This is a genomic window from Streptomyces sp. NPDC000134, from assembly GCF_042899225.1.
Classification (GTDB): domain Bacteria; phylum Actinomycetota; class Actinomycetes; order Streptomycetales; family Streptomycetaceae; genus Streptomyces.
Genome location: NZ_JBIAZN010000008.1, coordinates 187,061 through 210,359 on the forward strand (window position 1 = coordinate 187,061; position 23,299 = coordinate 210,359).

General features: G+C 71.0%; 18 protein-coding genes and 2 pseudogenes. 12 read left to right on the forward strand and 8 right to left on the reverse strand.

Annotated elements, in window-relative coordinates:
* The first annotated feature begins 63 nt into the window (after window positions 1-63).
* Window positions 64-858: a metal-dependent hydrolase gene (locus ACFY32_RS14345; RefSeq protein ID WP_359201415.1), complete on the forward strand. Its 795-nt coding sequence runs from the start codon at window positions 64-66 to the stop codon at window positions 856-858.
* Window positions 859-893: 35 nt separating this feature from the next.
* Here ACFY32_RS14345 and ACFY32_RS14350 read toward each other — a convergent pair whose 3' ends face one another.
* From ACFY32_RS14350 to ACFY32_RS14370, 5 genes are all read right to left on the reverse strand, one after another.
* Window positions 894-1,169, reverse strand: a complete 276-nt coding sequence (locus ACFY32_RS14350) for a type B 50S ribosomal protein L31 (protein WP_359201413.1) — start codon at window positions 1,167-1,169, stop codon at window positions 894-896.
* Between the two features lie 75 nt (window positions 1,170-1,244).
* Window positions 1,245-1,715 carry a DUF5709 domain-containing protein gene (locus ACFY32_RS14355; RefSeq protein ID WP_359201411.1) on the reverse strand — a complete coding sequence of 157 codons (471 nt, stop codon included), beginning with the start codon at window positions 1,713-1,715 and terminating at the stop codon, window positions 1,245-1,247.
* A 249-nt stretch (window positions 1,716-1,964) separates the two neighbouring features.
* Window positions 1,965-3,746 (reverse strand): ABC transporter ATP-binding protein, encoded by a 1,782-nt coding sequence (locus ACFY32_RS14360; protein WP_359201409.1) that lies wholly within the window; start codon window positions 3,744-3,746, stop codon window positions 1,965-1,967.
* On the reverse strand, window positions 3,743-5,701 hold the full coding sequence (locus tag ACFY32_RS14365; RefSeq protein ID WP_390674332.1) for an ABC transporter ATP-binding protein: 1,959 nt from the start codon (window positions 5,699-5,701) through the stop codon (window positions 3,743-3,745). The genes ACFY32_RS14360 and ACFY32_RS14365 overlap by 4 nt, the downstream gene beginning before the upstream one ends.
* Window positions 5,702-5,890: 189 nt before the next feature.
* On the reverse strand, window positions 5,891-6,355 hold the full coding sequence (locus ACFY32_RS14370; protein WP_359201406.1) for a MarR family transcriptional regulator: 465 nt from the start codon (window positions 6,353-6,355) through the stop codon (window positions 5,891-5,893).
* A 123-nt stretch (window positions 6,356-6,478) separates the two neighbouring features.
* Here ACFY32_RS14370 and ACFY32_RS14375 point away from each other — a divergent pair, with 123 nt between their 5' ends.
* Window positions 6,479-8,281 carry an ABC transporter ATP-binding protein gene (locus ACFY32_RS14375; RefSeq protein WP_359201404.1) on the forward strand — a complete coding sequence of 601 codons (1,803 nt, stop codon included), beginning with the start codon at window positions 6,479-6,481 and terminating at the stop codon, window positions 8,279-8,281.
* Between the two features lie 185 nt (window positions 8,282-8,466).
* On the forward strand, window positions 8,467-9,339 hold the full coding sequence (mltG, locus tag ACFY32_RS14380) for an endolytic transglycosylase MltG (protein WP_390674396.1): 873 nt from the start codon (window positions 8,467-8,469) through the stop codon (window positions 9,337-9,339).
* A 12-nt stretch (window positions 9,340-9,351) separates the two neighbouring features.
* Here the strand turns inward: mltG and ACFY32_RS14385 are convergent, their stop codons facing one another.
* A complete protein-coding gene (locus ACFY32_RS14385; protein WP_390674333.1) occupies window positions 9,352-10,431 on the reverse strand; it encodes an FAD-dependent oxidoreductase in 1,080 nt (359 codons plus the stop codon).
* A gap of 74 nt (window positions 10,432-10,505) precedes the next feature.
* Here ACFY32_RS14385 and ACFY32_RS14390 point away from each other — a divergent pair, with 74 nt between their 5' ends.
* The 5 genes from ACFY32_RS14390 (at window position 10,506) to ACFY32_RS14410 (ending at window position 17,056) form a co-directional block, all read left to right on the forward strand.
* Window positions 10,506-10,928, forward strand: coding sequence for a secondary thiamine-phosphate synthase enzyme YjbQ (locus tag ACFY32_RS14390; protein ID WP_359201400.1), 423 nt, complete (start codon window positions 10,506-10,508; stop codon window positions 10,926-10,928).
* 651 nt (window positions 10,929-11,579) lie between these two features.
* Window positions 11,580-12,119, forward strand: coding sequence for an SDR family NAD(P)-dependent oxidoreductase (locus ACFY32_RS14395; protein ID WP_390674334.1), 540 nt, complete (start codon window positions 11,580-11,582; stop codon window positions 12,117-12,119).
* A 150-nt stretch (window positions 12,120-12,269) separates the two neighbouring features.
* Window positions 12,270-14,009, forward strand: coding sequence for a flavin monoamine oxidase family protein (locus tag ACFY32_RS14400; RefSeq protein ID WP_390674335.1), 1,740 nt, complete (start codon window positions 12,270-12,272; stop codon window positions 14,007-14,009).
* A 63-nt stretch (window positions 14,010-14,072) separates the two neighbouring features.
* Window positions 14,073-15,269 carry an amidohydrolase family protein gene (locus ACFY32_RS14405; protein ID WP_390674336.1) on the forward strand — a complete coding sequence of 399 codons (1,197 nt, stop codon included), beginning with the start codon at window positions 14,073-14,075 and terminating at the stop codon, window positions 15,267-15,269.
* 98 nt (window positions 15,270-15,367) lie between these two features.
* Window positions 15,368-17,056, forward strand: coding sequence for an alpha-keto acid decarboxylase family protein (locus ACFY32_RS14410; RefSeq protein WP_390674337.1), 1,689 nt, complete (start codon window positions 15,368-15,370; stop codon window positions 17,054-17,056).
* Window positions 17,057-17,341: 285 nt separating this feature from the next.
* On the opposite strand, the gene ACFY32_RS14415 is transcribed toward ACFY32_RS14410, so the two are convergent.
* Complete coding sequence (locus ACFY32_RS14415; RefSeq protein ID WP_359201390.1) at window positions 17,342-18,742, reverse strand: DNA-binding protein; 1,401 nt, start codon at window positions 18,740-18,742, stop codon at window positions 17,342-17,344.
* 440 nt (window positions 18,743-19,182) lie between these two features.
* Here ACFY32_RS14415 and ACFY32_RS14420 point away from each other — a divergent pair, with 440 nt between their 5' ends.
* A complete protein-coding gene (locus ACFY32_RS14420) occupies window positions 19,183-19,767 on the forward strand; it encodes a GNAT family N-acetyltransferase (protein ID WP_390674397.1) in 585 nt (194 codons plus the stop codon).
* Here the strand turns inward: ACFY32_RS14420 and ACFY32_RS14425 are convergent.
* Window positions 19,742-19,890 (reverse strand): annotated as a pseudogene (locus ACFY32_RS14425) (IS5/IS1182 family transposase); the annotation flags it as partial. The gene ACFY32_RS14420 and the pseudogene ACFY32_RS14425 sit on opposite strands and share 26 nt — an antisense overlap.
* A gap of 77 nt (window positions 19,891-19,967) precedes the next feature.
* Here ACFY32_RS14425 and ACFY32_RS14430 point away from each other — a divergent pair.
* From ACFY32_RS14430 to ACFY32_RS14440, 3 genes and pseudogenes are all read left to right on the forward strand, one after another.
* Window positions 19,968-20,051: pseudogene (locus ACFY32_RS14430) on the forward strand (IS5/IS1182 family transposase); the annotation flags it as partial.
* Between the two features lie 162 nt (window positions 20,052-20,213).
* Window positions 20,214-20,909, forward strand: a complete 696-nt coding sequence (locus ACFY32_RS14435; protein ID WP_359201386.1) for a TetR/AcrR family transcriptional regulator — start codon at window positions 20,214-20,216, stop codon at window positions 20,907-20,909.
* Window positions 20,910-21,082: 173 nt separating this feature from the next.
* A complete protein-coding gene (locus ACFY32_RS14440; RefSeq protein ID WP_390674338.1) occupies window positions 21,083-22,225 on the forward strand; it encodes an FAD-dependent oxidoreductase in 1,143 nt (380 codons plus the stop codon).
* Window positions 22,226-23,299 lie beyond the last annotated feature (1,074 nt).

Consider the following 23,299-nt stretch of genomic DNA (forward strand, 5'->3'; position numbering starts at 1 on the left):
CGGAGCGTCAGCGTGCCCGGTCGAGCGGACAGCGGCACACGAGGGATGGGGCGGGCAGCGCCGATGATGGGACCAGCACACTCACTGTCGGGTGCCGCCGCCTGGCTGGGCGTCGGAGCGGCGACCGCCGCGGCCGGGCGCCCGATGCCCTGGCCGGTCCTGCTGGTCGGCGCGCTGATCTGCGCCGGCGCCGCGCTCGCCCCGGACCTGGACCACAAGGCCGCCACCATCTCGCGGGCCTTCGGACCCGTCTCGCGGGGGCTGTGCGAGATCGTCGACAAGCTGTCGTACGCCGTCTACAAGGCCACCAAGAAGCAGGGCGACCCGCGCCGCTCCGGCGGGCACCGGACGCTGACGCACACCTGGCTGTGGGCGGTCCTGATCGGCGCCGGCTCCTCGGCCGTGGCGGTCGTGGGGGACCGCTGGGGTGTGCTGGCCATCCTCTTCGTCCACATGGTGCTGGCCATCGAGGGGCTGCTGTGGCGGGCGGCCCGCGGCTCCAGCAGCGACGTCCTGGTCTGGCTGCTGGCCGCGACCAGCGCCTGGATTCTCGCCGGGACACTGGACACGACGCCCGGCGGGGCGGACTGGCTGTTCACCGAGCCGGGCCAGGAGTACGTGTGGCTGGGGCTGCCCGTCGTGCTGGGAGCGCTGGTGCACGACATCGGGGACGCGCTGACCGTGTCCGGCTGCCCGATACTCTGGCCCGTCCCGGTGGGCCGCAAGCGCTGGTACCCGGTGGGTCCGCCCAAGTTCCTGCGGTTCCGGGCGGGCAGTTGGGTGGAGCTGAAGGTGCTCATGCCCGCGTTCATGGTGCTCGGCGGAGTGGGCTGCGCGGCGGCGCTCAACGTCATCTGACGTCCCGCCCCGGACGTCCGGCCGCACCCCCGCGCTCAGCCCGTCCCGGCGGCGGAGCCCGGGTCGTCCTTGCCGCCGTAGCGGCGTTCGAAGCGGGCGATGCGGCCCTCCGTGTCCACCGTCCGGGCCTTGCCCGTGTAGAAGGGGTGGCTCTCGGAGGAGATCTCGACGTCCACCACCGGGTACGTCTCGCCGTCGTCCCAGTCGATGGTCTGGTCGCTGGTCGCGGTGGACCGGGTGAGGAAGGCGTAACCGGCGGCGCGGTCGCGGAAGACCACCGGATGGTAGTCGGGGTGCTTGTCCTGCTGCATGGCTGCTCCTTCTGCGGCGCCGGTTCAGTGGCGGGTTCGGGCGGGCCGGCCGCCCCCGAGGCGGTCACCCGGGGTTCAGCGGGGCAGGGTGTCCTCGTCGACGACGTGCACCGCGGCCTCCTCGGCGGACGCCGCGGCGCCGTCGATGCCGACGTCGGTGGCGACCAGCGCGGGCTCCTCGTCCTCGCGGGCCCCTTGGTCGGGGGCCACCAGCCGGCCGGAGCGGGCGGCACCGACCTCGGCATCCAGGAGTTCACCGTCGGTGTCCGGGGAGTCGCCGAGGCCGTCGCCGTCGGGGGCGAGGACGTCCGGTGTCTCCTCGGCGAGCCGCTGGTCGAGGGTCTCGCCCCGCCGGCGTTCCGCCGCCGTCACACCGGCGTGCTCCACTGCCCAGGGGCGTTCCGGCGGGGACCAGCCCCGGTCGAGGGGATCGTCGACACCGTCGTACTCCAGGGTGTCCTCCCCGTCGAGCAGCCCGGTGTCCTCCCGCTGTTCGGAACCGTCGGGCTGGTAGACGTCGTCTCCCCATCCACCGGCACTGTTCACGGACACCTCCAGGGAGTGGGGACGGGCCCCGCGTCACGACGGCCCCGGCCGGGCCGCCGCAGCGCCGGCCGCGAGAGCCGCCCGGCACCGGACCACCTCGCTCACGGGTCCTGCCGGAGCCGCTGCCTCCTCCCAGAGTTCCACCCCCGTTCGGGACCGCGCAACGGCACCGCGCGGCACCGGGGCCCGGGAGCGTCCCCCAGGTCCCCGGCGTCCGGCGCCGCGTCCCGGTCCCGCGTCATGGACGGGTCAGTCGTGCCACGACCGCCACAGGGCCGCGTAGGCACCGTCCGCCGCGACCAGCTCGTCGTGGCTGCCCAGCTCGGTGATCCGGCCGTCCTCGACGACGGCGATGACATCCGCGTCGTGGGCGGTGTGCAGCCGGTGGGCGATGGCGATCACGGTGCGGCCGTCCAGGACCCGGGCGAGGGACCGTTCCAGATGCCGGGCCGCCCGCGGGTCGAGGAGCGAGGTCGCCTCGTCCAGGACCAGGGTGTGCGGGTCGGCCAGCACCAGACGGGCCAGCGCGATCTGCTGGGCCTGCGCCGGGGTGAGCGCGACGCCGCCCGAGCCGACCTCGGTGTCCAGGCCCTCGTCGAGGCCGCGGGCCCAGACGTCCGCGTCGACCGCGCCCAGCGCGGCCCACAGCTCGGCGTCGGTGGCGGCGCCCCGGGCGAGCCGCAGGTTGTCGCGCAGGGAGCCTACGAAGACGTGGTGCTCCTGGTTGACGAGGGCGACGTGGGAACGCACCCGTTCGGCGGGCATCCGGGAGAGGTCCGCGTCGCCGAGGGTGATGCGGCCGGCCCGGGGAGCGTAGATGCCCGCGAGCAGCCTGCCCAGGGTGGACTTGCCGGCACCGGAGGGGCCGACCAGCGCCAGCCGGGTGCCGGGGGCGACCTCCAGGGAGACCTTGCGCAGGACGTCCACGCCCTCCAGGTAGCCGAAGTGGACCCGGTCGGCGTGCACGTCCCGTCCGTCGGGCACCAGCGCGGCGTCGCCGGCGTCCGGTTCGATGTCCCGGACACCGACCAGCCGGGCCAGCGACACCTGCGCCACCTGCAGTTCGTCGTACCAGCGCAGGATGAGGCCGACCGGGTCGACCAGCATCTGGGCGATCAGGGCCGCCGTCGTGAGCTGACCCACCCCGATCCAGCCCTGGAGGACGAACACCCCGCCGATCATCAGCACGGAGGCCAGCACCGTCACGTGGGTGACGTTGATGACGGGGAACAGCACCGAGCGCAGCCACAGGGTGTAGCGCTCCCATGCCGTCCATTCCTTGATCCGGCGGTCGGACAGGCCGACGCGCCGGGTGCCCAGGCGGTGGGCCTCGACGGTGCGCCCGGCGTCCACGGTCTCGGCGAGCGCGGCGGCCACGGCGGCGTAACCGGCGGCCTCCGAGCGGTAGGCGGCGGGCGCCCGCCGGAAGTACCAGCGGCAGCCGATCACCAGCAGCGGCACGGCGAGGAGCACGGCCGGGGCCAGCGGCGGCGCCGTGACGACGAGGCCGCCCAGCAGCAGCACCACCCAGACGAAGCCGATCGCCAACTGGGGCACGGCCTCGCGCATGGCGTTGGCGAGCCGGTCGACGTCCGTGGTGATCCGGGAGAGGAGGTCACCGGTGCCGGCCCGTTCCAGGACGCCGGGCGGCAGGCCGACCGCCCGGACCAGGAAGTCCTCGCGCAGATCGGCCAGCATCCGTTCGCCGAGTATCGCCCCGCGCAGCCGGACCTGGCGGACGAAGGCCGCCTGGAGGAGGAGCGCGACCAGGAAGAGGGCGGCGGTCAGGCCCAGATGGAGTTCGCGGGCATTGTCCGACACCCGTTCCACCAGCCCTCCGAGGAGGTAGGGGCCCGCCATGGAGGCGATCACGGAGACGGTGTTGACGGTGACGAGGAGCAGGAACGCGCGGCGGTGCCGGCGCAGCAGTTCCGTCACATAGGCGCGGACGGTCGCGGGGGCGCCGACGGGCAGCGTGCTCGCCGTCGTCGGGGCCGCCGGGTCGTACGACGGGGGCGCGACGCCGATCATGCCGTCTCCTCGATCTCTTCCAGTCGGTGCAGTACGTCGTCCTCGGTGAGGACTCCGCCGGCCAGGGCGCCGGAGGCGGACCCGCTGTCCTCGGCGTCGGCCTTCACCAGCGACGCCGCCCCCCGGTGGGCGGCAGCCTCCTCGCCGGTCTCGCGCGGGGCTCCCTCGTGGGCGTCGGCCCCTTCGCCGGTCTCACGGGTGGCCGCCTCGTGGGCGGCGGTCTCCTCGTCGGTCTCACGGGTGACCACCGCCCGGTACCGGGCGTCGGTGCGCAGGAGCTCGCGGTGGGTGCCGACGGCCGCGGCCTCGCCGTCGTGCAGGAACACGACCCGGTCGGCGCGGTCGAGGAGCAGCGGTGACGAGGTGAACACCACCGTCGTACGTCCCGTCCGCAGCGCGCGCACGCCCTCGGCGACGCGGGCCTCGGTGTGCGAGTCCACGGCGGAGGTGGGTTCGTCCAGGACGAGCACCTCCGGGTCGGTGACCAGCGAGCGGGCCAGAGCGAGCCGTTGGCGCTGGCCGCCCGAGAGGGAGCGGCCCCGTTCGGTGATCCGGGCGTCCATCGGGTCCTCGGCGCCGACCGAGCCCTGGACGAGCGCGGCCAGTACGTCCTCGCACCGGGCCGCGGTGAGGGCCTCCGCGGTGCCGACGGCGCCGGAGGCGGGCACGGCGAGCAGCTCGCGCAAGGTGCCGGACAGCAGCACCGGGTCCTTGTCCTGGACCAGGACGGCCGTCCGCGCGCAGTCCAGCGGCAGTTCGTCCAGCGGCACCCCGCCCAGCAGGACGGACGCGCCCTCCTCGGAGGGGTGGCCGCCGAGCCGCTCGGCGAGCCGGCCGGCCGCGTCGGGGTCGCCGCACACCACGGCGGTCAGCCGGCCGGCGGGGGCGAGCAGACCGGTGGCCGGGTCGTACAGGTCCCCGGTGGGCAGGTCGGCCGCGCGGGACCCGTCCGTGTCGGTGGCCCGCTCCAGTGACAGCACCCCGGCGGCCCGCTTGGCCGAGGGCCGGGAGAAGGAGTACGCCATGGCGATCTCCTCGAAGTGCCGGAGAGGATAGGTGAGGATCATGACCGAGCTGTAGACGGTGACGAGTTCGCCGACGCCGATCCGGCCGTCGCGGGCCAGGTGGACGCCGTACCAGACCACCGCGATCAGCAGCAGACCCGGCAGCAGCACCTGGATCGCGGAGATCAGGGACCACATGCGGGCGCTGCGGACGGCGGCGTGGCGGACCTCCTGGGAGGCGTGGCGGTAGCGGTCGAGGAAGAGTTCCTCGCCGCCGATACCGCGCAGCACCCGCAGTCCGGCGACGGTGTCGGAGGCGAGTTCGGTGGCCCGGCCGGCCTTCTCGCGCTGGACGTCGGCGCGCCGGGTGGCCCGGGGCAGCAGCGGCAGCACGGCGAGCGCCAGCACCGGCAGACCGATGACGACGACGACACCGAGAGCCGGTTCGTAGACGACCAGCCCCACGCAGACCAGCACGATGGTCAGAGCGGCGGCGGTGAAGCGGGAGACCGCCTCCACGAACCAGCCGATCTTCTCCACGTCGCCGGTGGACACGGCCACCACTTCACCGGCCGCCACCCGCCGGGTCAGCGCGGAGCCCAGCAGGGCGGCCTTGCGGGCCAGCAACTGCTGGACCCGGGCCGCCGCGGTGATCCAGTTGGTGACGGCGGTGCGGTGCAGGAAGGTGTCGCCGAGGGCGTTGCCGACGCAGGCCAGGGCCAGCAGGCCGCCCGCCAGGGCGAGCCGGGCGCCGGACCGGTCGACGACGGCCTGCACGGCGAGACCGACACAGAAGGGCAACGAGGAGACGGAGACGAAGTGCAGCAGCCCCCAGGCCAGCGACTTGAGCTGGCCGCCCGCCTGGTTCCGGAAGAGCCACCAGAGGAATCGTGGTCCCGAGCGCGCGTCCGGCACGCCCGGGTCGGGATACGGAAGGTCTTGGATCTGCATGACGTCCCAGTGGCTCGTGTCAGGTCTGCCGCGGAACGCGGCATCGAGAGGCAGCAAACCGTGACAGGTTCGCGTCGCTGTGTGGTCGAAATCAAGCGGTTTTACGGGTGGCTGCCCGGTTCCGGCTGTGTGTCCTCAGGGAGTACCGAGGTAGAGGGGGCCAGGTGGGACGGGACGTGGCCGCGCGGGTCAGGGGGCGGGCTCGCCGTGCGGTCCGTCGGCGGTGCCGTCGATCAGCTCGTCCAGCAGCTCACCGAGCACCGCGCGCTGCCCGGCCGTCAGCGGGGCCAGGATCTCCTCGGCGGCGGACCGGCGGGCGCGGCGCAGTTCGCACAGGGCGGTGTGCCCGTCGTCGGTCAGCTCGATCCGGATCACCCGGCGGTTGGCCGGATCGGGCACCCGGCGCACTTTCCCGGACGCCTCCAGGCCGTCCACGAGCGTCGTCACCGCCCGGGGCACCACCTCAAGGCGCTCGGCCAGGTCGGCCATGCGCGGCGGGGACCCGTAGTGCGCCAGGGTGCGCAGCAGCCGGGACTGGGCCGGGGTGATGCCGAGGCCGCGCCGCTCCAGGTGTCGCTTCTGGATGCGGTGCACCCGGCGGGTGAGCCGCAGCAACTGCTCGGCGAGGAGGCCGTCGGCGTCGGTGGCGGTCATGCGGGAACAATATCAGGACGACGTTCATTGTGAGTATAGGTAACAATGAGCTGTGATTCCACGCCCGGCGGGCGGCGCCGTACCGACGGCCCGTCCCCGCCGCCTCCCCTCCCGTAGGAGCCCATGAAACCCGACCACGCATCGTCCTGGACCCCACCCGCCGACGCCGGGGACCAGCCCCGGCAGGTGCGGCGCATCCTGCGTCTGTTCCGTCCCTACCGCGGCCGTCTCGCCGTGGTCGGACTGCTCGTCGGCGCCGCGTCGCTGGTCTCGGTCGCCACGCCCTTCCTGCTCAAGGAGATCCTCGACGTCGCCATCCCCGAGGGCCGCACCGGGCTGCTCAGCCTGCTCGCCCTCGGCATGATCCTCGGCGCGGTGCTCACCAGCGTCTTCGGCGTCCTGCAGACGCTGATCTCCACCACGGTCGGCCAGCGCGTCATGCACGACCTGCGCACCGCCGTCTACGGACGCCTGCAACGCATGTCGCTGGCCTTCTTCACCCGCACCCGAACCGGCGAGGTCCAGTCCCGGATCGCCAACGACATCGGCGGCATGCAGGCCACCGTCACCTCCACCGCGACCTCGCTGGTCTCCAACGCCACCAGCGTCATCGCGACCATCGTCGCGATGGTCGCCCTCGACTGGCGGCTCACCGTCGTCTCGCTCCTGCTGCTGCCGGTCTTCGTCTGGATCAGCCGCCGGGTCGGCAACGAGCGCAAGAAGATCACCACCGAGCGGCAGAAGCAGATGGCCGCGATGGCCGCCACGGTCACCGAGTCGCTCTCGGTCAGCGGCATCCTGCTGGGCCGCACCATGGGCCGCTCCGGCTCGCTCACCCGTTCCTTCGCGGACGAGTCGGAGCGCCTGGTCGACCTGGAGGTGCGCTCCAACATGGCGGGCCGCTGGCGGATGGCGGTCATCACCATCGTCATGGCCGCGCTGCCCGCCGTCATCTACTGGACCGCGGGCCTGACCCTCCAGCTCGGCGGCCCCGGCGTCTCCATCGGCACGATCGTCGCCTTCGTCTCGCTCCAGCAGGGACTGTTCCGGCCGACCGTCAGCCTGCTGTCGACCGGCGTCCAGATCCAGACCTCGCTCGCCCTGTTCCAGCGCATCTTCGAGTACCTCGACCTGCCCGTCGACATCACCGAACGCGAGAACCCGGTGCACCTCGACCGCATCAAGGGCGAGGTGCGCTTCGAGGGCGTGGAGTTCCGGTACGACGGCAAGGGCGGGCCCGTCCTCGACGGCATCGACATCACCGTCCCCGCGGGCGGCAGCCTCGCCGTCGTCGGCCCGACCGGCGCCGGCAAGTCCACCCTCGGCTATCTGGTGCCCCGCCTCTACGACGTGACCGGGGGCCGGGTCACCCTCGACGGGGTGGACGTGCGCGACCTGGACTTCGACACCCTCGCCCGCGCGGTCGGCGTCGTCTCGCAGGAGACGTACCTCTTCCACGCCTCCGTCGCCGACAACCTGCGCTTCGCCAAGCCCGACGCCACCGACGAGGAACTGGTCGCGGCGGCCAAGGCGGCGCAGATCCACGACCACATCGCGGCCCTGCCCGACGGCTACGACACGGTCGTCGGCGAACGCGGCCACCGGTTCTCCGGGGGCGAGAAGCAGCGCCTGGCCATCGCCCGCACGATCCTGCGCGACCCGCCCGTCCTCATCCTGGACGAGGCGACCAGCGCGCTGGACACCCGGACGGAGGCCGCCGTCCAGCAGGCCGTGGACGCGCTGTCGGCCGACCGCACCACGATCACCATCGCGCACCGTCTGTCCACGGTCCGCGGAGCCGACCAGATCGTCGTCCTCGACTCCGGGAAGCTGGCCGAGCGGGGGACGCACGAGGAACTGCTGGAGCGGGACGGGCGTTACGCGGCCCTGGTCCGCCGGGATGCCCGGCTGACTCCGACAAGATGAAAATATGCTCGGTGATGCCGGTTTTGCGGTGATACGGCAGTTACCGTGCCTCCATGCAGAAGAACACCCCGCCACGCAGAACCCGGAGAGACCGGAGCACTTGGAGAGACCGGAGCACTTGGAGAGACCGGAGCATCCGCAGCCGCCGGAGTACCCGGAGCACCCGGAGCACGACGGAACCGGGAATCCCGACGGACCCGAGAAGTGCAACAGAGACGAGGAGTTCGAAGAGTGCGAGGACCACGATCCGGCTGACGCGCCGGGGCCGGATCGCCCTGATCGCGGCCGGAGCCGTCGTCGCGGGCACCGCCGTGGCGGTGCCGCTGCTGACGACGGGCGAGGAGGCCGACAGCCGCCCCAAGACGCTGATGATCCCCGAGGGCCGGCGCGCCGCCGAGGTCTACCGGGCCGTCGACAAGGTGCTCGCCCTGCCGGCCGGGACCACCAAGAAATCCCTGGCCAAGGCGGACCTGAGACTGCCGGAGGACGCGGAGGGCAACCCCGAGGGCTACCTCTTCCCGGCGACCTATCCGCTCGACGACCGGACCACCCCCGAGGAACTGCTGACGGCCATGGTCGACACGGCGAACCGGAGGTTCAACGGGGCCCCGGTCGCGGCCGGTGCCGAGCGCAACGCGATGAACGTCTACCAGGCGGTGACCATCGCGAGCCTCGTGCAGTCGGAGGCCGCCACCGAGGCCGACATGGGCAAGGTGGCCCGGGTGATCTTCAACCGGCTGGAGCGCGGCATGCCGCTGCAGATGGACTCCACCCTCAACTACGCCCTGAACCGCTCCACCCTGGCCACCACCCGGGAGGACACGAAAATCGACAGCCCGTACAACTCGTACCAGCGGATGGGGCTGCCGCCCACGCCCATCGCCAACCCGGGTGAGGCCGCGATGCGGGCCGCGATCGACCCGACGCCGGGCGACTGGCTGTACTTCGTCACGGTCCGGCCGGGCGACACCCGCTTCACCGCCGACTACCGGGAGCACCAGCGCAATGTGGCCGAGTTCGAGAAGAACCGGCGCGGCACCCCGTCCGCGGCCCGGTGACCCGCCGGGACGTCACGCGGCGAGCGGCCGCGGTTCGGTGAGCAGTCGCCTGATGTCCCGTACGGCCGCGCGGCCCGCCCGGTTGGCGCCGACGGTGCTGGCGGACGGCCCGTACCCGACGAGGTGGACCCGCGGATCGGCGGCCACCCTGGTCCCCTCCAGCCGGATGCCGCCGCCCGGCTCGCGCAGCCTCAGTGGCGCCAGGTGGTCGACGGCGGGCCGGAAACCGGTCGCCCACAGGATGACGTCGGCGGACACCCGCCGCCCGTCCTGCCACGCCACCCCGTCGGGCGTGATCCGGTCGAACATGGGCTGCCGGTCGAGCACCCCGGTCGCCAGGCCCTCCCGGATCGCGTCGTTCAGCGGCAGCCCGGTCACCGACACCACGCTCCGCGGCGGCAGGCCCCGCCGCACCCGTTCCTCGACGAGCGCGACGGCCGCCCGGCCCGCGTCCTCGTCGAACGGTCCCTCCCGGAAGACCGGCGGACGCCGGGTCACCCAGGTGGTGGCGGCCGCGTACGGGGCGATCTCCAGCAGGTGCTGGGTGCCCGAGGCGCCTCCGCCGACCACGACCACCCGCTGCCCGGCGAACTCCTCCGGACCGGCGTACCCGGCCGTGTGCACCTGGCGGCCGCGGAACGTCTCCTGTCCCGGGTAGCGCGGCCAGAACGGCCGGTCCCAGGTGCCGGTCGCGTTGATCAGTGCCCTTGTCGACCAGATTCCGGCCGAGGTCTCGACGAGCAGCCGCCCCGCCGCGCCCTCGCGCACCGCACGGACCCCGACGGGCCGCCGTACCCGCAGGTCGAAGGCGCGCTCGTACGCGGCGAAGTACGCGGAGACCACCTCGGCGGACGGCCGGGCGGGATCGGCTCCGGTCAGTTCCATGCCGGGCAGCGAGTGCATGCCGTGCACCTTGCCGTACGTCAGCGACGGCCAGCGGAACTGCCAGGCCCCGCCCGGGGCGGGGGAGCGGTCCAGCACCACCACGTCACGCCCCGGCTCGAACCCGGTGCGCCGCAGGTGGTACGCGGCGGACAGTCCCGCCTGGCCCGCGCCGATGACGACGACCTCGACCTCACGCGTGTCGTTCACGTTCGAACCAACAGCCGGGGTGACGGGGATCTTCCCGGCCGCCCCGACCGGCCGGGTGCGTCAGGATGGAAGGTATGTCAGATGCCTTCACCACCCGGACACTGAACCTGACCACCGGCTCCTCGGAGCGGGTCGTCGACATCACCGACGACTGCGCGTCCTTCCTGCGGGAGGCGGCGGCCGGCCGCGACGGTCTCCTCAACGTCTTCGTCCCGCACGCCACGGCCGGGATCGCGGTCATCGAGACCGGCGCGGGCAGCGACGACGACCTGCTGTCAGCCCTGCACTCCCTGCTGCCCGCCGACGACCGCTGGCAGCACCGCCACGGCAGCCCCGGCCACGGCCGCGACCACGTCCTGCCCGCCCTCGTCCCCCCGCACGCGACCCTCCCGGTCCTCGACGGCCGCCTGGAACTGGGCACCTGGCAGTCGGTGTGCCTGGTCGACACCAACATCGATAACGACAACCGTCAGGTTCGGCTGAGCTTCCTCGGCTGAGCAAGATCACTCGGCGAGGTCGTGCCGCCGATTCTCCGTACTGCTCGTGGTCGAGCCGGCATGCCAGGAGGGCCATGGCCACCAGGTAGATGAGACCACGGGCAGAAGGCCGGCGTGGGGGGCGCAGGCGTACGTCACGTCGGCGGCCATCTCCGCCAGTCCGACCGCGGCGGCAGTCGCCGTCTGAGGTCGGCTCCCGCGAGGCTGACGCCCGGAAGAACAGCCGTCTCCTGGCGGTATTTTGCAGTGTTCGGCGAGCGTGCCCACCACATCTCATGCCTATGTGGCACACGTTCTTGCACAGTGCCGATGTGGCGGATGATTGGTGGACTCTCGGTCAATTCAAGATTCAGTGCACTGATCGGTGCGCGAGGGGGCACAGGTACAGCGCCCGGGGTTTCCCCCTCGGGTAACCGGCTGCCATCTGACCTGCGGACAGGAACTATTTCGCAGATTTTTCGGGGAGCTTCGGCTGCCGCCACGGGGCACGATGGAGCATGGGATTCGGTCGGGGCAGAATTTGCCGGGAGTGCTCAATGCAAACTCGACATACTCGACGATTGAGGTCATTTTCGTGAGTCGTATCGATCGTCGTTCGCTCGATCGGAAGATTCGATATCAGGAAACCGGCAGAGTCGGAAGAAGGAGATCATGGAAATAGCCCAGGACCCACCTGTCTGGTTGGTGACAGGTTGTTCGACGGGGTTCGGTCGAAGCATCACCGCCCATCTGCTGGAGAAGGGCTTGCGCGTGGTGGTCACCGCCCGCAGGACTGGGCAGGTCAGGGACCTCAGCGATCACGACAACGCATTCGCCGTGGCCTTGGATGTCACCGACGAGGGCAGTGTGGCGGATGCGGTGGGGCGGGCGGAGGAGCACTTCGGCCGGATCGACGTCGTAGTCAAACGCAGGAGCCGATCGCGGACTACGCCCGGACCGCCGACGCCGCCCGCCGCGCTTACCACGACTCCGTCGGCAAGCAAGCCGGAGACCCCGACCGCGCGGCCCGCGCCCTGTTCAGGGCTGTTACCGCTCCTGAACCGCCCCACCACCTGCTACTCGGTGCCGAGGCCTATGACGTGGCCACCACCCAGCTCCGGGCCCGCGCCAAGGATTTCCAGGCATGGGAGGACGTCACCCGCAGTGCTGATTTCCCCACGAGTGCGTAACGTCCCGCGCCATGTGCCGTGATGGCGTCATCGCGAATGCGGTTCCGTCTCACCTCGGCATTAAGGTCGTAGATCACGTGAGGTTCGAGAATGCCCTGCGTACGGCACGTCTATCGCGAAGCGCGCGTTTTTCTCATTATCGGTTGCTGTCCGACGAGAAGTGGTGACGTAAATGGCGGAAGAATCCGTCCCTGCCTGTGACCTGCAGGTGGATTTTCCTTTTGATTACGCCGCCCACTTGTCGGGGGACCGGCGTATCGGACGCCTTCCCGAGGCTTCGTGCGGCGCACCCGTAGCGGTCGTGGGAGCCGGCGGAAGCGGTCTGTCCGCCGCGTACGAGCTGATGCGTGCAGGATGCCGACCGGTTCTGTTCGAAGCGGAGACCAGCGCCGAGGGCCCGGGAGGCCGCCGCCTCGGCGGCCGGATGTTCTCCCATCGCGTCGACGAAGCGGACAGCGCTGTCGCGGAGTTGGGATGCATGCGCTTTCCGGACTCCTCGAAGCTGCTGCGCCAGTACGCGCGGGACTTCGGACTGCATTGGCAGCCCTCCCGGGACAACTATGCGGCTGTCACCCCGGTGACGGTCCTGGACATGGACGGTGTCAGCCACCGGACGCGGGCCCTCGCCGATGCCGATCCGGGCAACCGGCAGTTCCACCAGGCCCGCGTACGCTGGCTGAAGGCCGTGGACGGCCTGGGCCTCTCCCATCTGCTCCGGGAGGCCGCCGACCGCGATCTTCCCGCCGTACGCCGCCGTTGGGGCGCTCTGGTGGCCGAGTTCGAGCAGTGGACGTTCTACCGGTTCCTGCGGGACCAGCGTGGCGCGGGGCTGAGCCACGCACAGGCCCGCCTCCTCGGCACCGCGGGGGTCGGTCCGGGGATGTGGGACTCCTTCTTCGACTTGAGCATGCTGGAAGTACTCCGCATGCTGACGGTGACCCAGGGCGCGACCCAGTACTTCCCGCTGGAAGGCATCAGCGCCCTGGCCGAGGGTTTCTGGACCCACCCGACCACCGACCCCGCCGGCCGGCCTGTCAGTCTCGAACAGATCAACGCGGGTGCCCTGCGTCCGGCAGTGACCGCGCTGGACATCGACGAGGATGCGCGACGGGGTGTCGTGGTACACAGCGCCGACGGCAGGAGCGAGCGCTTCGCGGCCGTCATCTTCACCCCACAACTGCACATGCTGGAAACGACGGTGGAGGTCCGCTCCGCCACACCCGGCGGGGCCGTTTTCGGCCCCAGGCTGCTGCGCGCCATCCGGCGTCTGCACTACTGGCAGTCGGCCAAGACACTGCTGGTGACACGGGAACCGTTCTGGGAGGGCACCTCCCTCGACGGGGTGACCATCACCGACCGCCTGCCGCGCGCCACGTACACCACCGACTACGGACCCGCCAGGCGGGCCGGCGGACGCAGAGGTGTCATCGACCTCAGCTATACCTGGGGGCAGGACGCCATGAAGATATCGGCGTCCGGCACCGAGGAGCGCGTGCGCCTGTTCGTGAGGGAACTCGCCGCGATCCACCCCGAAGTGGCCGAAGAACTGCGCCGGCAGGCCAGGGACGGCGTGGCCCTCACCGTCTCCTGGGAGAACCGGCGCAACTTCCGGGGAATGTGCCGCCTGTCGCGCCCCGGCGACCACCCCTACCAGCGTGACCTGTTCTCTCACTTCATGAAGGACTTCACCGGCCGTCCCGCGGTGCCGGGCGAACCGCGCAACGCCCTGTTCCTGGCCGGTGACGACACGGCCTGGTCACCGGGCTGGCTCGACCACGCACTGTCATCGGGCCTCAACGCGGCCTGGGGGGTGCTCAAGCTCCTCGGCGGCGGCTCGGACCCCGGGAACCCCGGGCCGGGTGACCTGTGGGACGACCCTGACTACACCCTGCTTTCCACTTCCGCTGACTGACGTCTGCCCGGCCTCGATCGGGAGGCCGGAGTCTGGGGGAAAACTGTGCCGGAACGCATCCTTGTGACAGCGGCGCGCTGGTGGGACGGAACGGGCGACGCCGTGCAGCCGGGGGCCCGCATCCTCGTCTGCGGCGGAAAGATCGAGAAGGTCGGCCGGGAAGCCGCGGCCGGCCACGGCGTCCGCGTGCTCGATCTCGGTGAGCGCACCGTTCTGCCCGGACTCATCGACTGTCACGTGCACCTTTCCGAGGTGGCGAACACAGCCCTCACCGATGCGCTCAGCCTGCGGACCCTCGCCGCTCTCGCTCCACTGCGGGAACTGCTGGCAGCCGGCTTCACCACCGTCCGGGATCTGGGCGGCGCCTCGCAGGAACCGCTGGCCGTCTACTTGCGCGATGCCACCGCGGCAGGCTCCATCCCCGGCCCCCGGTTGCTGGTCGCCCCCCATCTGATCTCCGCTCGGGCCGGTCACGGTGACCGCACCTCCCTGGCAGCGGGCGCCACGGAGCTGGGAGCGGTGGCCGACGGGGTCGACGAAGTGGTCCGGCACGTGCGCAGCGACGCACGGCACCGCGCGGACTGGATCAAGTTCGCCGCGACCGGCGGGATGACCAGTCCGAGCGACGCACCCGACCGCCCCACCTACACGCAGGCCGAACTCGACGCCCTGGTCGGCGTCGCCACCGACCTGGGTCTGCCCTGCGCCACCCACGCCTTCTCCGACGAGGGGATCAGGCGCGCGGTCAGCGCCGGCGTACGCTCCGTGGAACACGCCTGCCTGGCCACCCCGGACGTCCTGGAGCTGCTGGCCCGCTCCGGCGTCTATCTCGTGCCCACCCTGCACGTGGTCAACATCTTCCTCGAACAGATCGACAACGATGACTTCTGGCACGACAAGGTGCCGGAATCCCGCGAAAAGCTCGCCCGCCATGCCGACACCCTGCGACGACACGGTCGGCGTGTCAGCACCTGCACGGCCCGCGTCGCCTTCGGCACCGATGCCGGGATGTTCCCCCACGCGGACAACTGGCGCGAGTTCCCCGCCATGACCAGCGCCGGCTTCACCGCCCACCGGGTCCTGACCTCCGCCACCAGCATCGCAGCCGACCTGCTCGACCGGCCGGACCTGGGCCGCATCGCCAGAGGTGCCACCGCCGACCTCATCGCCGTCCCTTCCGACCCCTTCCGCGACATCGAGGCACTCCATCACGTGGACTTCGTCATGCGCACCGGACACATACACCGCGCTCCCGGATGAGGTCACTGTCTGCAAGTGCCTCCTCCGCCTCCCCCGATGCCGAGTCACGCCCCAGCCGGGTCACGCCCGCAGCTCCACGCCACCCCGGAAGGACACACATGAACCCGATCGCTTCTCCATCGGCCAAGACCATCACCGGCCACCTCCTGGACCGCCTTTACGACCTGGGCGTACGGCATCTGTTCGGAGTGGCCGGCGACTACAACCTGCGCATGCTCGACGAGGTCCTGGCGCATCCGGGCATACAGTGGGTAGGCGCGGCCAGCGAGCTGGGGGCCGCGTATGCCGCCGACGGCTACGCACGCGTGCGCGGGTTCGCCGCCGTGCTCACCACGCACGGGGTCGGCGAGCTGAGTGCGATCAACGGCATAGCGGGCAGTTACGCCGAGTACGTGCCCCTGCTTCACATCGCAGTCGGCCCGCCCAGGTCGAAGGAGCAGGACGGCGCCGTGGCCCATCACACGCTGGGCGACGGGGACTACGAACACTTCGCGCGTGCGTTCGGGCAGGTGGTCTGCGCGGACGCTCTGATCAGACCCACGGACGGCCCGGCCGAGATCGACCGGGTCATCACCGCCTGCCTGCGGGAGAACCGCCCCGGATATCTGCGACTGCCACAGGACGTGGCGCTTTCGAGCGCCTCCTCGTCCTCTCGGACTCTGCGCCGCCCTGACCGGCGTGCCTCAGATCAACACGCTCTCGCAGCCTTCCTGGACGCCGCCCGACGCAGGATCGAGACAGCGAGCACCACCGCGGTCCTGGCCGACAGCCTCGTGGACCGGTTCGATGCCCGCCCCGAACTGTCCGAACTGCTGCGCGTCGGCTCCCTCCCGTACGCCGTCGTCGTATCGGGCAAAAGCGTCGTCGACGAGAGCGCCCCCGACTACCTGGGCCTGTACGCGGGGGCGTGCAGCGACGACACGGTCCGCGACGTCATCGACAACGCCGATCTGCTGATCCGCGCCGGAGTACGGCTCGCCGACACGACCAGCGGCGGCTTCACCCACGGCTACGACCCGGACCGGGGGATCGACCTCGATCCCACCGCCGCGAGCGTGGACGGCGTCGCCTTCCCGGACGTAAGCCTCCATGACGCGTTGGCGGGCCTGACACGGCTCGTCGTGGATCGCCCTGTGTCAGCATCCACGCCGACAGCGCCCGCGCCCGAACCCCGTCACGCGTCGCCTTCCGCCGACAGCCCGCTGAGCCAGGCGTACCTGTGGCAGGAGGTGGGCGCGGCCATACGACCGGACCACACCGTCGTCGCCGACCAAGGAACACCCTTGTTCGGCATCTCACCCCACCGCTTGCCGACAGGTACGCGCTTCCTGGCCCAGCCCGTCTGGGGCTCCATCGGATACAGCCTGCCGGCGCTTCTGGGCGCCCAACTGGCCGATCCCTCACGGCGCGGTCTCCTGCTCATCGGTGACGGAGCGGCGCAACTGACCATCCAGGAGCTGGGCACCATCGGCCGCCATCGGCTCACACCCGTGATCATCCTCGTCAACAACCACGGATACACAGTCGAGCGCGCCCTGCACAGTCCGCGAGCCCTCTACAACGACGTCACCTCGTGGCGATGGACCTGCCTGCCTGCTGCTCTCGGTGTGCCCGAACCTCTCGTACTCACCGCCCGCACCACGGCCGAACTCGACCACTCCCTCACGACGGCCACCGCCGTCGAAGACCGCATGGTCTTCATCGAAGCGTGCACGGCGCCGGACGACACTCCCGAACTCCTGTCCCGATTCGCCGCAATCGCAAGGCAACAAGCCAAGGAAGCCTAGTGCGCTGACAGCCGTACCCTAGATCCCTGGGCCAGACGATCTTTCGAACGACCGGCCCAGGCCCACGCTTGGAAGGTCGCCGAGCTCGGGACGGAGCCGGAACCGGCGCGTCGAGGCGGCGCGGGCCCGATGTGTCCGACCACTGCGGCAGCGGTTCCGCCCTTCACGTGATGGCGATCGAATCCCATCGCTTCCCCACCACCGCGCCGGCCTACTGGCAGCAGCTCCTGGACGACGCCGCTCGAGGCCGGATGCGCGCCTGACCGGTGGCGGAGACGCTCCGTCTCAATCGCCGAGGAGTTGGTGCAGCTCGTCTTGGCTGAGGCGCAACTCCGGATCGGCGACAGCGTCATCGAAGCGGACCCCCTCAGCTCCGAGTATCTGCACTGGGGTGTCCGTTCGCGTGCGGTCTGCCCACCGGAAGCCGTCGCTGACCCGTCCTGCTGCGTTGAGGACGCGCCAGGGGCTGGGGCATTGGCCGCAGGTGCTCAGATGTCTGCCGACCGGTACGGCGTGGCTGCGAATCACTGCCGCCACGTCGCCGTAGGTGGTCCAGCGTCCGGCTGGGACAGCGTCCAGCAGGGTGTGCAGCGTGGTCCAGTCCTTGCGAGTGCCGTTGAGCTGCTTGGCCAGACGAGCGAGGTCGATTCCCGCCAGAGCGGCCCACTCTTCCGCATCGACCTCGCGGGGAATCCGACTGGTGTCGACGTCCCACCATGTTGTGCCTTGTATGCCGTCGACGGTGCGTCCCGTGACGCTCGTGAAGATGTGGTTGGCCAGTCCCGTGGGGGAGTAGCGAGCACCGTCGGCGTCCCAGAGCAGTGGCCTGGCCGTGTCGTTGGTCCAGACTGCTGTCGCCCGGCTGCTGTCTTCTTCCACCCACGCATTGATGGCGTCGCGGATGGCTTTCGTCGTGCCGTGCCGCGGTGTCATCAGCAGTTTGGTGCCTTCGGGCAGCAGGCCCGCGCCGACGAGCACGCTGACGGCCTTGCGCGAGCCAGAGCGCTCCTTCAGCTTTTTCGCCGCCGCCTCACCTTCGACCCGGGCCGGTGCGAGGGTGAACTCCTCGACCTCTGGGGTCGGGTAGACCTTGGCGAAGCCCGCGATGACATGCCCGTCCACCTTCCACAGCCCCACCTGGATGAGGTCGATGTCGAGGCCCATCTCGGACAGCCAGACCACGGAATGGGTGACCTGCTTGGGAAAGTCCGCTGCGATGATCACTTGCCGGGGGCGCTGGAGCAGCTCCGGGCTCCATTCTCCGTCCACGTGGTCGAGCAGGCGCTGTCTGCACGCGTCGATGCCGGAAGTCTGTCCCCTGCGTGAGAGGAAGTCGTGGTGCGCCTCGGCAAGGGTGCCGAGGTCGAACCGCGACACCAGAGCGGCGTAGGTGATCGCCTGCAGATGCACATCCCGGTCGGCCGTACCGCGTTTCAGCTCGACCACGACGAGGCGACCGGTCACGTCCAGCCCCAGAATGTCCAGGCGGTCACGGGCCGGCACCCCGTCGGTGTCAGTCCATCGGTCGTATTCCGCGGTGATGACGAGCACCGACTCCCCGAGCACCTGCGGGTGGGCGATCACCCACTCCTGCAGGTGCTGCCTCTCCAGCAGACTCTCTGCGGCCAGCCCGGTGGGCGGAACCGGCGTGGCCGTCGCGCCGGTGATGGTGAAGAGATGATCCACGTCGCCCTCCTGATGCAACCGACCGCGGAACGCCGGTCGTTCAGAGCCTACGTGTGCTGATTCGTTCCTCGACAGCCCTTCTTGGGAGGTTGGTCGCGCCGACGCGACAACGTACTGATCGCCGCACCTCCGGCCGTATGAACCCGGCATCGGCAGCCGACGCCGTGTTCGCGCCGCAGACCGCCACCTCCCAGTTGCCCGCGCTTCACCGTCGGCTACTGACCACCGCCCCGTGCAACCAGACCGCTGTACCGACGTTCCCCGAGGCCGGGAGTCTTCGGTCTGCAAGATCATCTGTGGCGGACTTCTGGCGTATCTTCGTCATGCCCCTTGTCGTGTTGTCGTGCTCGATGGCGCTGAGCAGCCCGCCGGTTCCCACCAGGGCGTTTGCCTGGGGCATCGGCGGCTTCGGTGGCTCTGCGAACGATTACAGTGGCGCGATGTTCGAAGGCAAGTTGGTAAGGCTGCGTGCGCTGCGCTCCGAAGACGCGGAGCATCATCTTCGGTGGCGCAACGATCCGGAAGTGGTGCGCTGGGCCACGGCCGGCGATCCGTGTTTCGGCCCGGTCACGGCGGAGGCGATCGGTCTCGGCTTCGAGACCATGCTGCGTCTGAATCCGAGGGAGTCGGCCGTGTTCACGGTCGAGTGCCTGGTGGGCGGGAACGTGATCGGCATGGCCGATTACCGGGACTTGGACCCGTACGCCGGGGTGGCCACGCTGGGAGTGACCATCGGTGAGCGGGAGTTCTGGGGCCGCGGCCACGGCAATGACGCGCTGCGGCTGCTCGTGGACCACCTGTTCGGCACGTATGGCCTGAGTCGGCTGGAACTGGATACCTGGAGCGGCAACGAGCGCGCTGTGCGCGCCTTCACCAGGTCGGGTTTCCGCGAGGAGGGCCGCCGCCGGTCGGCCGTGCTGCTGGACGGGAAGCGTTACGACAGGGTGCTCTTCGGGATGCTCCGCGAGGAATGGGTGAACTCCGGGGGGCAGCGAGTATCTCGTAGCGGGTCCGCGGGCGTTTGAACCGGTGCGGCCAGGCGAAGGTCCGCGCGTCTACCACCCAGCGAGTCCTCCGAGTCCCGAGCTGTGGGTGACTCTGCGGCGGGTGATTCTCGGGGGGTGCCGCGGTGCCCGCCCCCGGGCCCGCCGCCAGGACGCCCACGAACACCAGCGCCGGCCCGACGCCCCTCAAGGCTCCAAGCGGGGCACGCACCGGGTCCTCGCCGGTCGACCGGGGCTTGCGTGGTAGACCCCGCAGGCTGTTCGCCGGCCGCGGCTACGACTGCGACCAGTACCGCCGCGTCCTCCGTGGTCCCGGAGGGATTCGGCACCGTTGTGTCGGTGGCACTGGCGGTGTTCGCCCGTGCCTGGCCGGTGGCCTGGCGGGCGTACCGGTTCGGCGGGGTTTCCGGAGTGAGGTGTGATTCCGTACCTCCCTGGGGGACGAACGCGTTCGTTACGATCGGGTGGTGACTGCGAAGCAAGAACCGATCAGCCGGCGTGAACGACCCGCGAAGCCGGCCCTGACGCGGCGGGGGATCGTCGATGTGGCGGTGCGGGTCATGCGGTCCGAAGGGCTGGGGAAGGTGACCATGCGGCGCCTGGCCCAGGAACTGGACACCGGCCCGGCTTCGCTCTACGTCTACGTGGCCAACACCGCCGAGCTGCACGCCGCCGTCCTGGACGCGCTCCTGGGCGAGGTGGAGCTGCCCGCCGACCGGTCCGGGAGCGACTGGCGCGAGGACCTGGTCGCGGTCCTCACCTCCTACACCCGTCTGCTCTTCGAGCACCCGCAGCTCGCCCGCTCCGCCCTGGTCGCACGCCCCAGCGGCGCGAACTACCTCAACCTGCTCGAACGTCTCCTGCTGCTGCTCTCCCGCAGCGGCGCCCCTCGCGAGCAGGTCGCCTGGGGCGTGGACAGCCTCCTCCAGTACGCGACCGCGACCGCGGCGGAACACGGTACGCAGGAACGCGACCCGATGAGCCAGGGCGACTGGGACGCGCTCACCCGTGCCGTGCACGGGGTGGACGAGGCTGAGCACCCGATGATCAGGGCGCACCTGCCGACGCTGCTGTCCGGCACCCAGGACGCCCGGCTGCTCTGGGGCCTGCACGTCGTGATCAACGGGATCATCCACACCCCCGTCCCGGACACCACCGGCTGAACTCTCGCCGATTTCCGCTCCGGAGGGGTGGTCCGCGCGAGGGCCGCGCGGAAGGGGCGCACGCGCACCATGTCTCGGGCGAACTTGTTCGTCACGAACATGTTCGTTACGGTGAGGGGGCAGGTCGGCAGAGGCGGCCGCGGCGTCATCCCCCTCATCCCCAGGAGGCCCCCTTGAGCACGCACCACCCCATCGCGATCATCGGCGGAGGTCTGGGTGGCCTCACCGCCGCCCGTGTCCTCCACGTGCACGGCATCGAGGCGGCCGTCTTCGAGCTGGAGCCGTCCCGGGAGGCCCGAACCCAGGGCGGCATGCTCGACATCCACGAGGAGAACGGCCAGAAGGCCCTGCACGCCGCCGACCTCCACGACGGCTTCCTCAAGATCGTCCACGAGGGCGGCCAGGCCATGCGCCTGCTCGGCCCCGACGGCACCGTCCACGTCGCGGAAGAGGACGACGGCACCGGCGGTCGGCCCGAGGTCGACCGCGGCGACCTGCGCGACCTGCTCCTCGACTCCCTACCCGACGGCACGGTCCACTGGGGCAGGAAGGTCACCAAAGCCCGCGCCCGGGAGGGCGGACGCCACGAGGTGACCTTCGCCGACGGCTCCACCATCACCACCGACCTGCTGATCGGCGCCGACGGCGCCTGGTCACGTGTACGTCCACTGCTCTCCGACGCTGTGCCCGCCTACACCGGCATCTCCTTCGTGGAGACCGACCTGCCGGAGGCCGAGACCCGCCACCCGCGCAGTGCGGCCGTCGTCGGCGACGGGTTCTTCATCTGCCTCGGCGACGAGCGCGGCTTCCTGGCCCACAAGGAGACCGACGGTAGCCTTCACGTCTACACCGCCCTCAAGGTGGACGAGGACTGGCTGGACACCGTCGACTTCACCGACCTGCCGGCCGCCAAGCGGGCCGTTCTCGCCCGCTTCGAGGGCTGGGACGAGGCCCTGCGCGGCCTGATCGCCGACGCGGTCACCATGACCCCGCGCCGTATCCACGCCCTGCCGGTGGGCCACCGCTGGGACCGCGTGCCGGGCGTGACCCTGCTCGGCGACGCCGCCCACGTGATGTCGCCCTTCGCCGGCGAGGGCGCGAACCTTGCCATGTTCGACGGCGCCCAACTCGCCTCGGCCGTCGCCGCCCACCCCGGCGACACCGAGGCCGCCCTGACCGCCTACGAGGAAGCCCTCTTCCCGCGCAGCGAAGCCTCCGCCGCCGACTCCGCCCGGAGCCTGGAGACGATGTTCGGCCTGCGGGGACTGGAGCAGATGGCGGCGTTCTTCACCACCGGACCGGCGACCACCCCTTGACCCCCGGCCACCCACGACCACGTAGCGACCGGCCTGCCGGCCTTCCCCACGGAGCCGGTCACCCGCCGCACCCAGCTCTCCCTCGCCGCCCGGAAATCGGGCGGTGCCGGCGGAGTCATGAGGGCGGAAGACGGGCAGACGGCTCTCGCGCGGACCGGTTGTCGGCGACAGGATCGGCGGGTTCTCGGCCGCTGCCGCTTCGTTCCTCGCGGGAGGGCCTGCCGAGAACGACTCCGGCCAGGACCAGGGCCAGGCCGTCCAGTTGCTGAAGTTCGATCGCCGAGGTGCACAACTGGCGCTCCAGCGGGACCACTTCGCGGCGCGGCTGTCGACCTTGCCCTGGTGCCACTTCCAGGTACCGCAAGGCGGACTGCCCCTGTGGCTCGAACTCTCCGGCACCGATTCCCGACGCCTGGCCGACGCGCCGCCAGGCACAACCTGGCCCTCACGCCGGGCTTCCACGTGCACCCTGCGCCGCAGCCGTCGGGCGCGATCCGGCTCGGAGCACCATGGACGGACAGTCCTGCCCCGCTCCCGACGGCGCCTCGGGCCATGCCTACCGGGCCGTGTGCAGCGGTGGCACCACGACACCGCGGGGCAGCCCGCGCAGCGCCGCAGCCGTTGTGAGGCCGCAAGTGCTCCAGCGGCATTGTTCCGGTCCCGTCCGTCTCTCAGTGGTCGGTCGCGTCCGATGGAGCGGTGGACGGGGGCGGGACCAGTTCGATGAGGAAGTCCTGGTCGGCGGCGCCGGAGCAACGGCCCTGGACGATTTCCGCCCCGATTGCGGTGTCCTGATCTCGCAGGCCAAGACACTCGCCGGTGCTGACCGCACGGAGGCGGAAGTGTGCGGCGGCAGGCGGGCCGAAAGGCCTGTCACGATTTCAGTGATCCTCCGTGACGGCCCGCCGCGAATCCTACGGCCGGGCGTCGGCGGGGAAACCGGCGCCCGGCAATGCCCGCTTCGGGGGTGCGGGTCTCCCGGGCCCGACCAGGGTCGGGAAGAGGAGTGGGACACCACCGGCCGAGGAAGCAGGCCGCGCGGGGCCTTCCGCAACCTGCCCGTCAGCCGCGGCA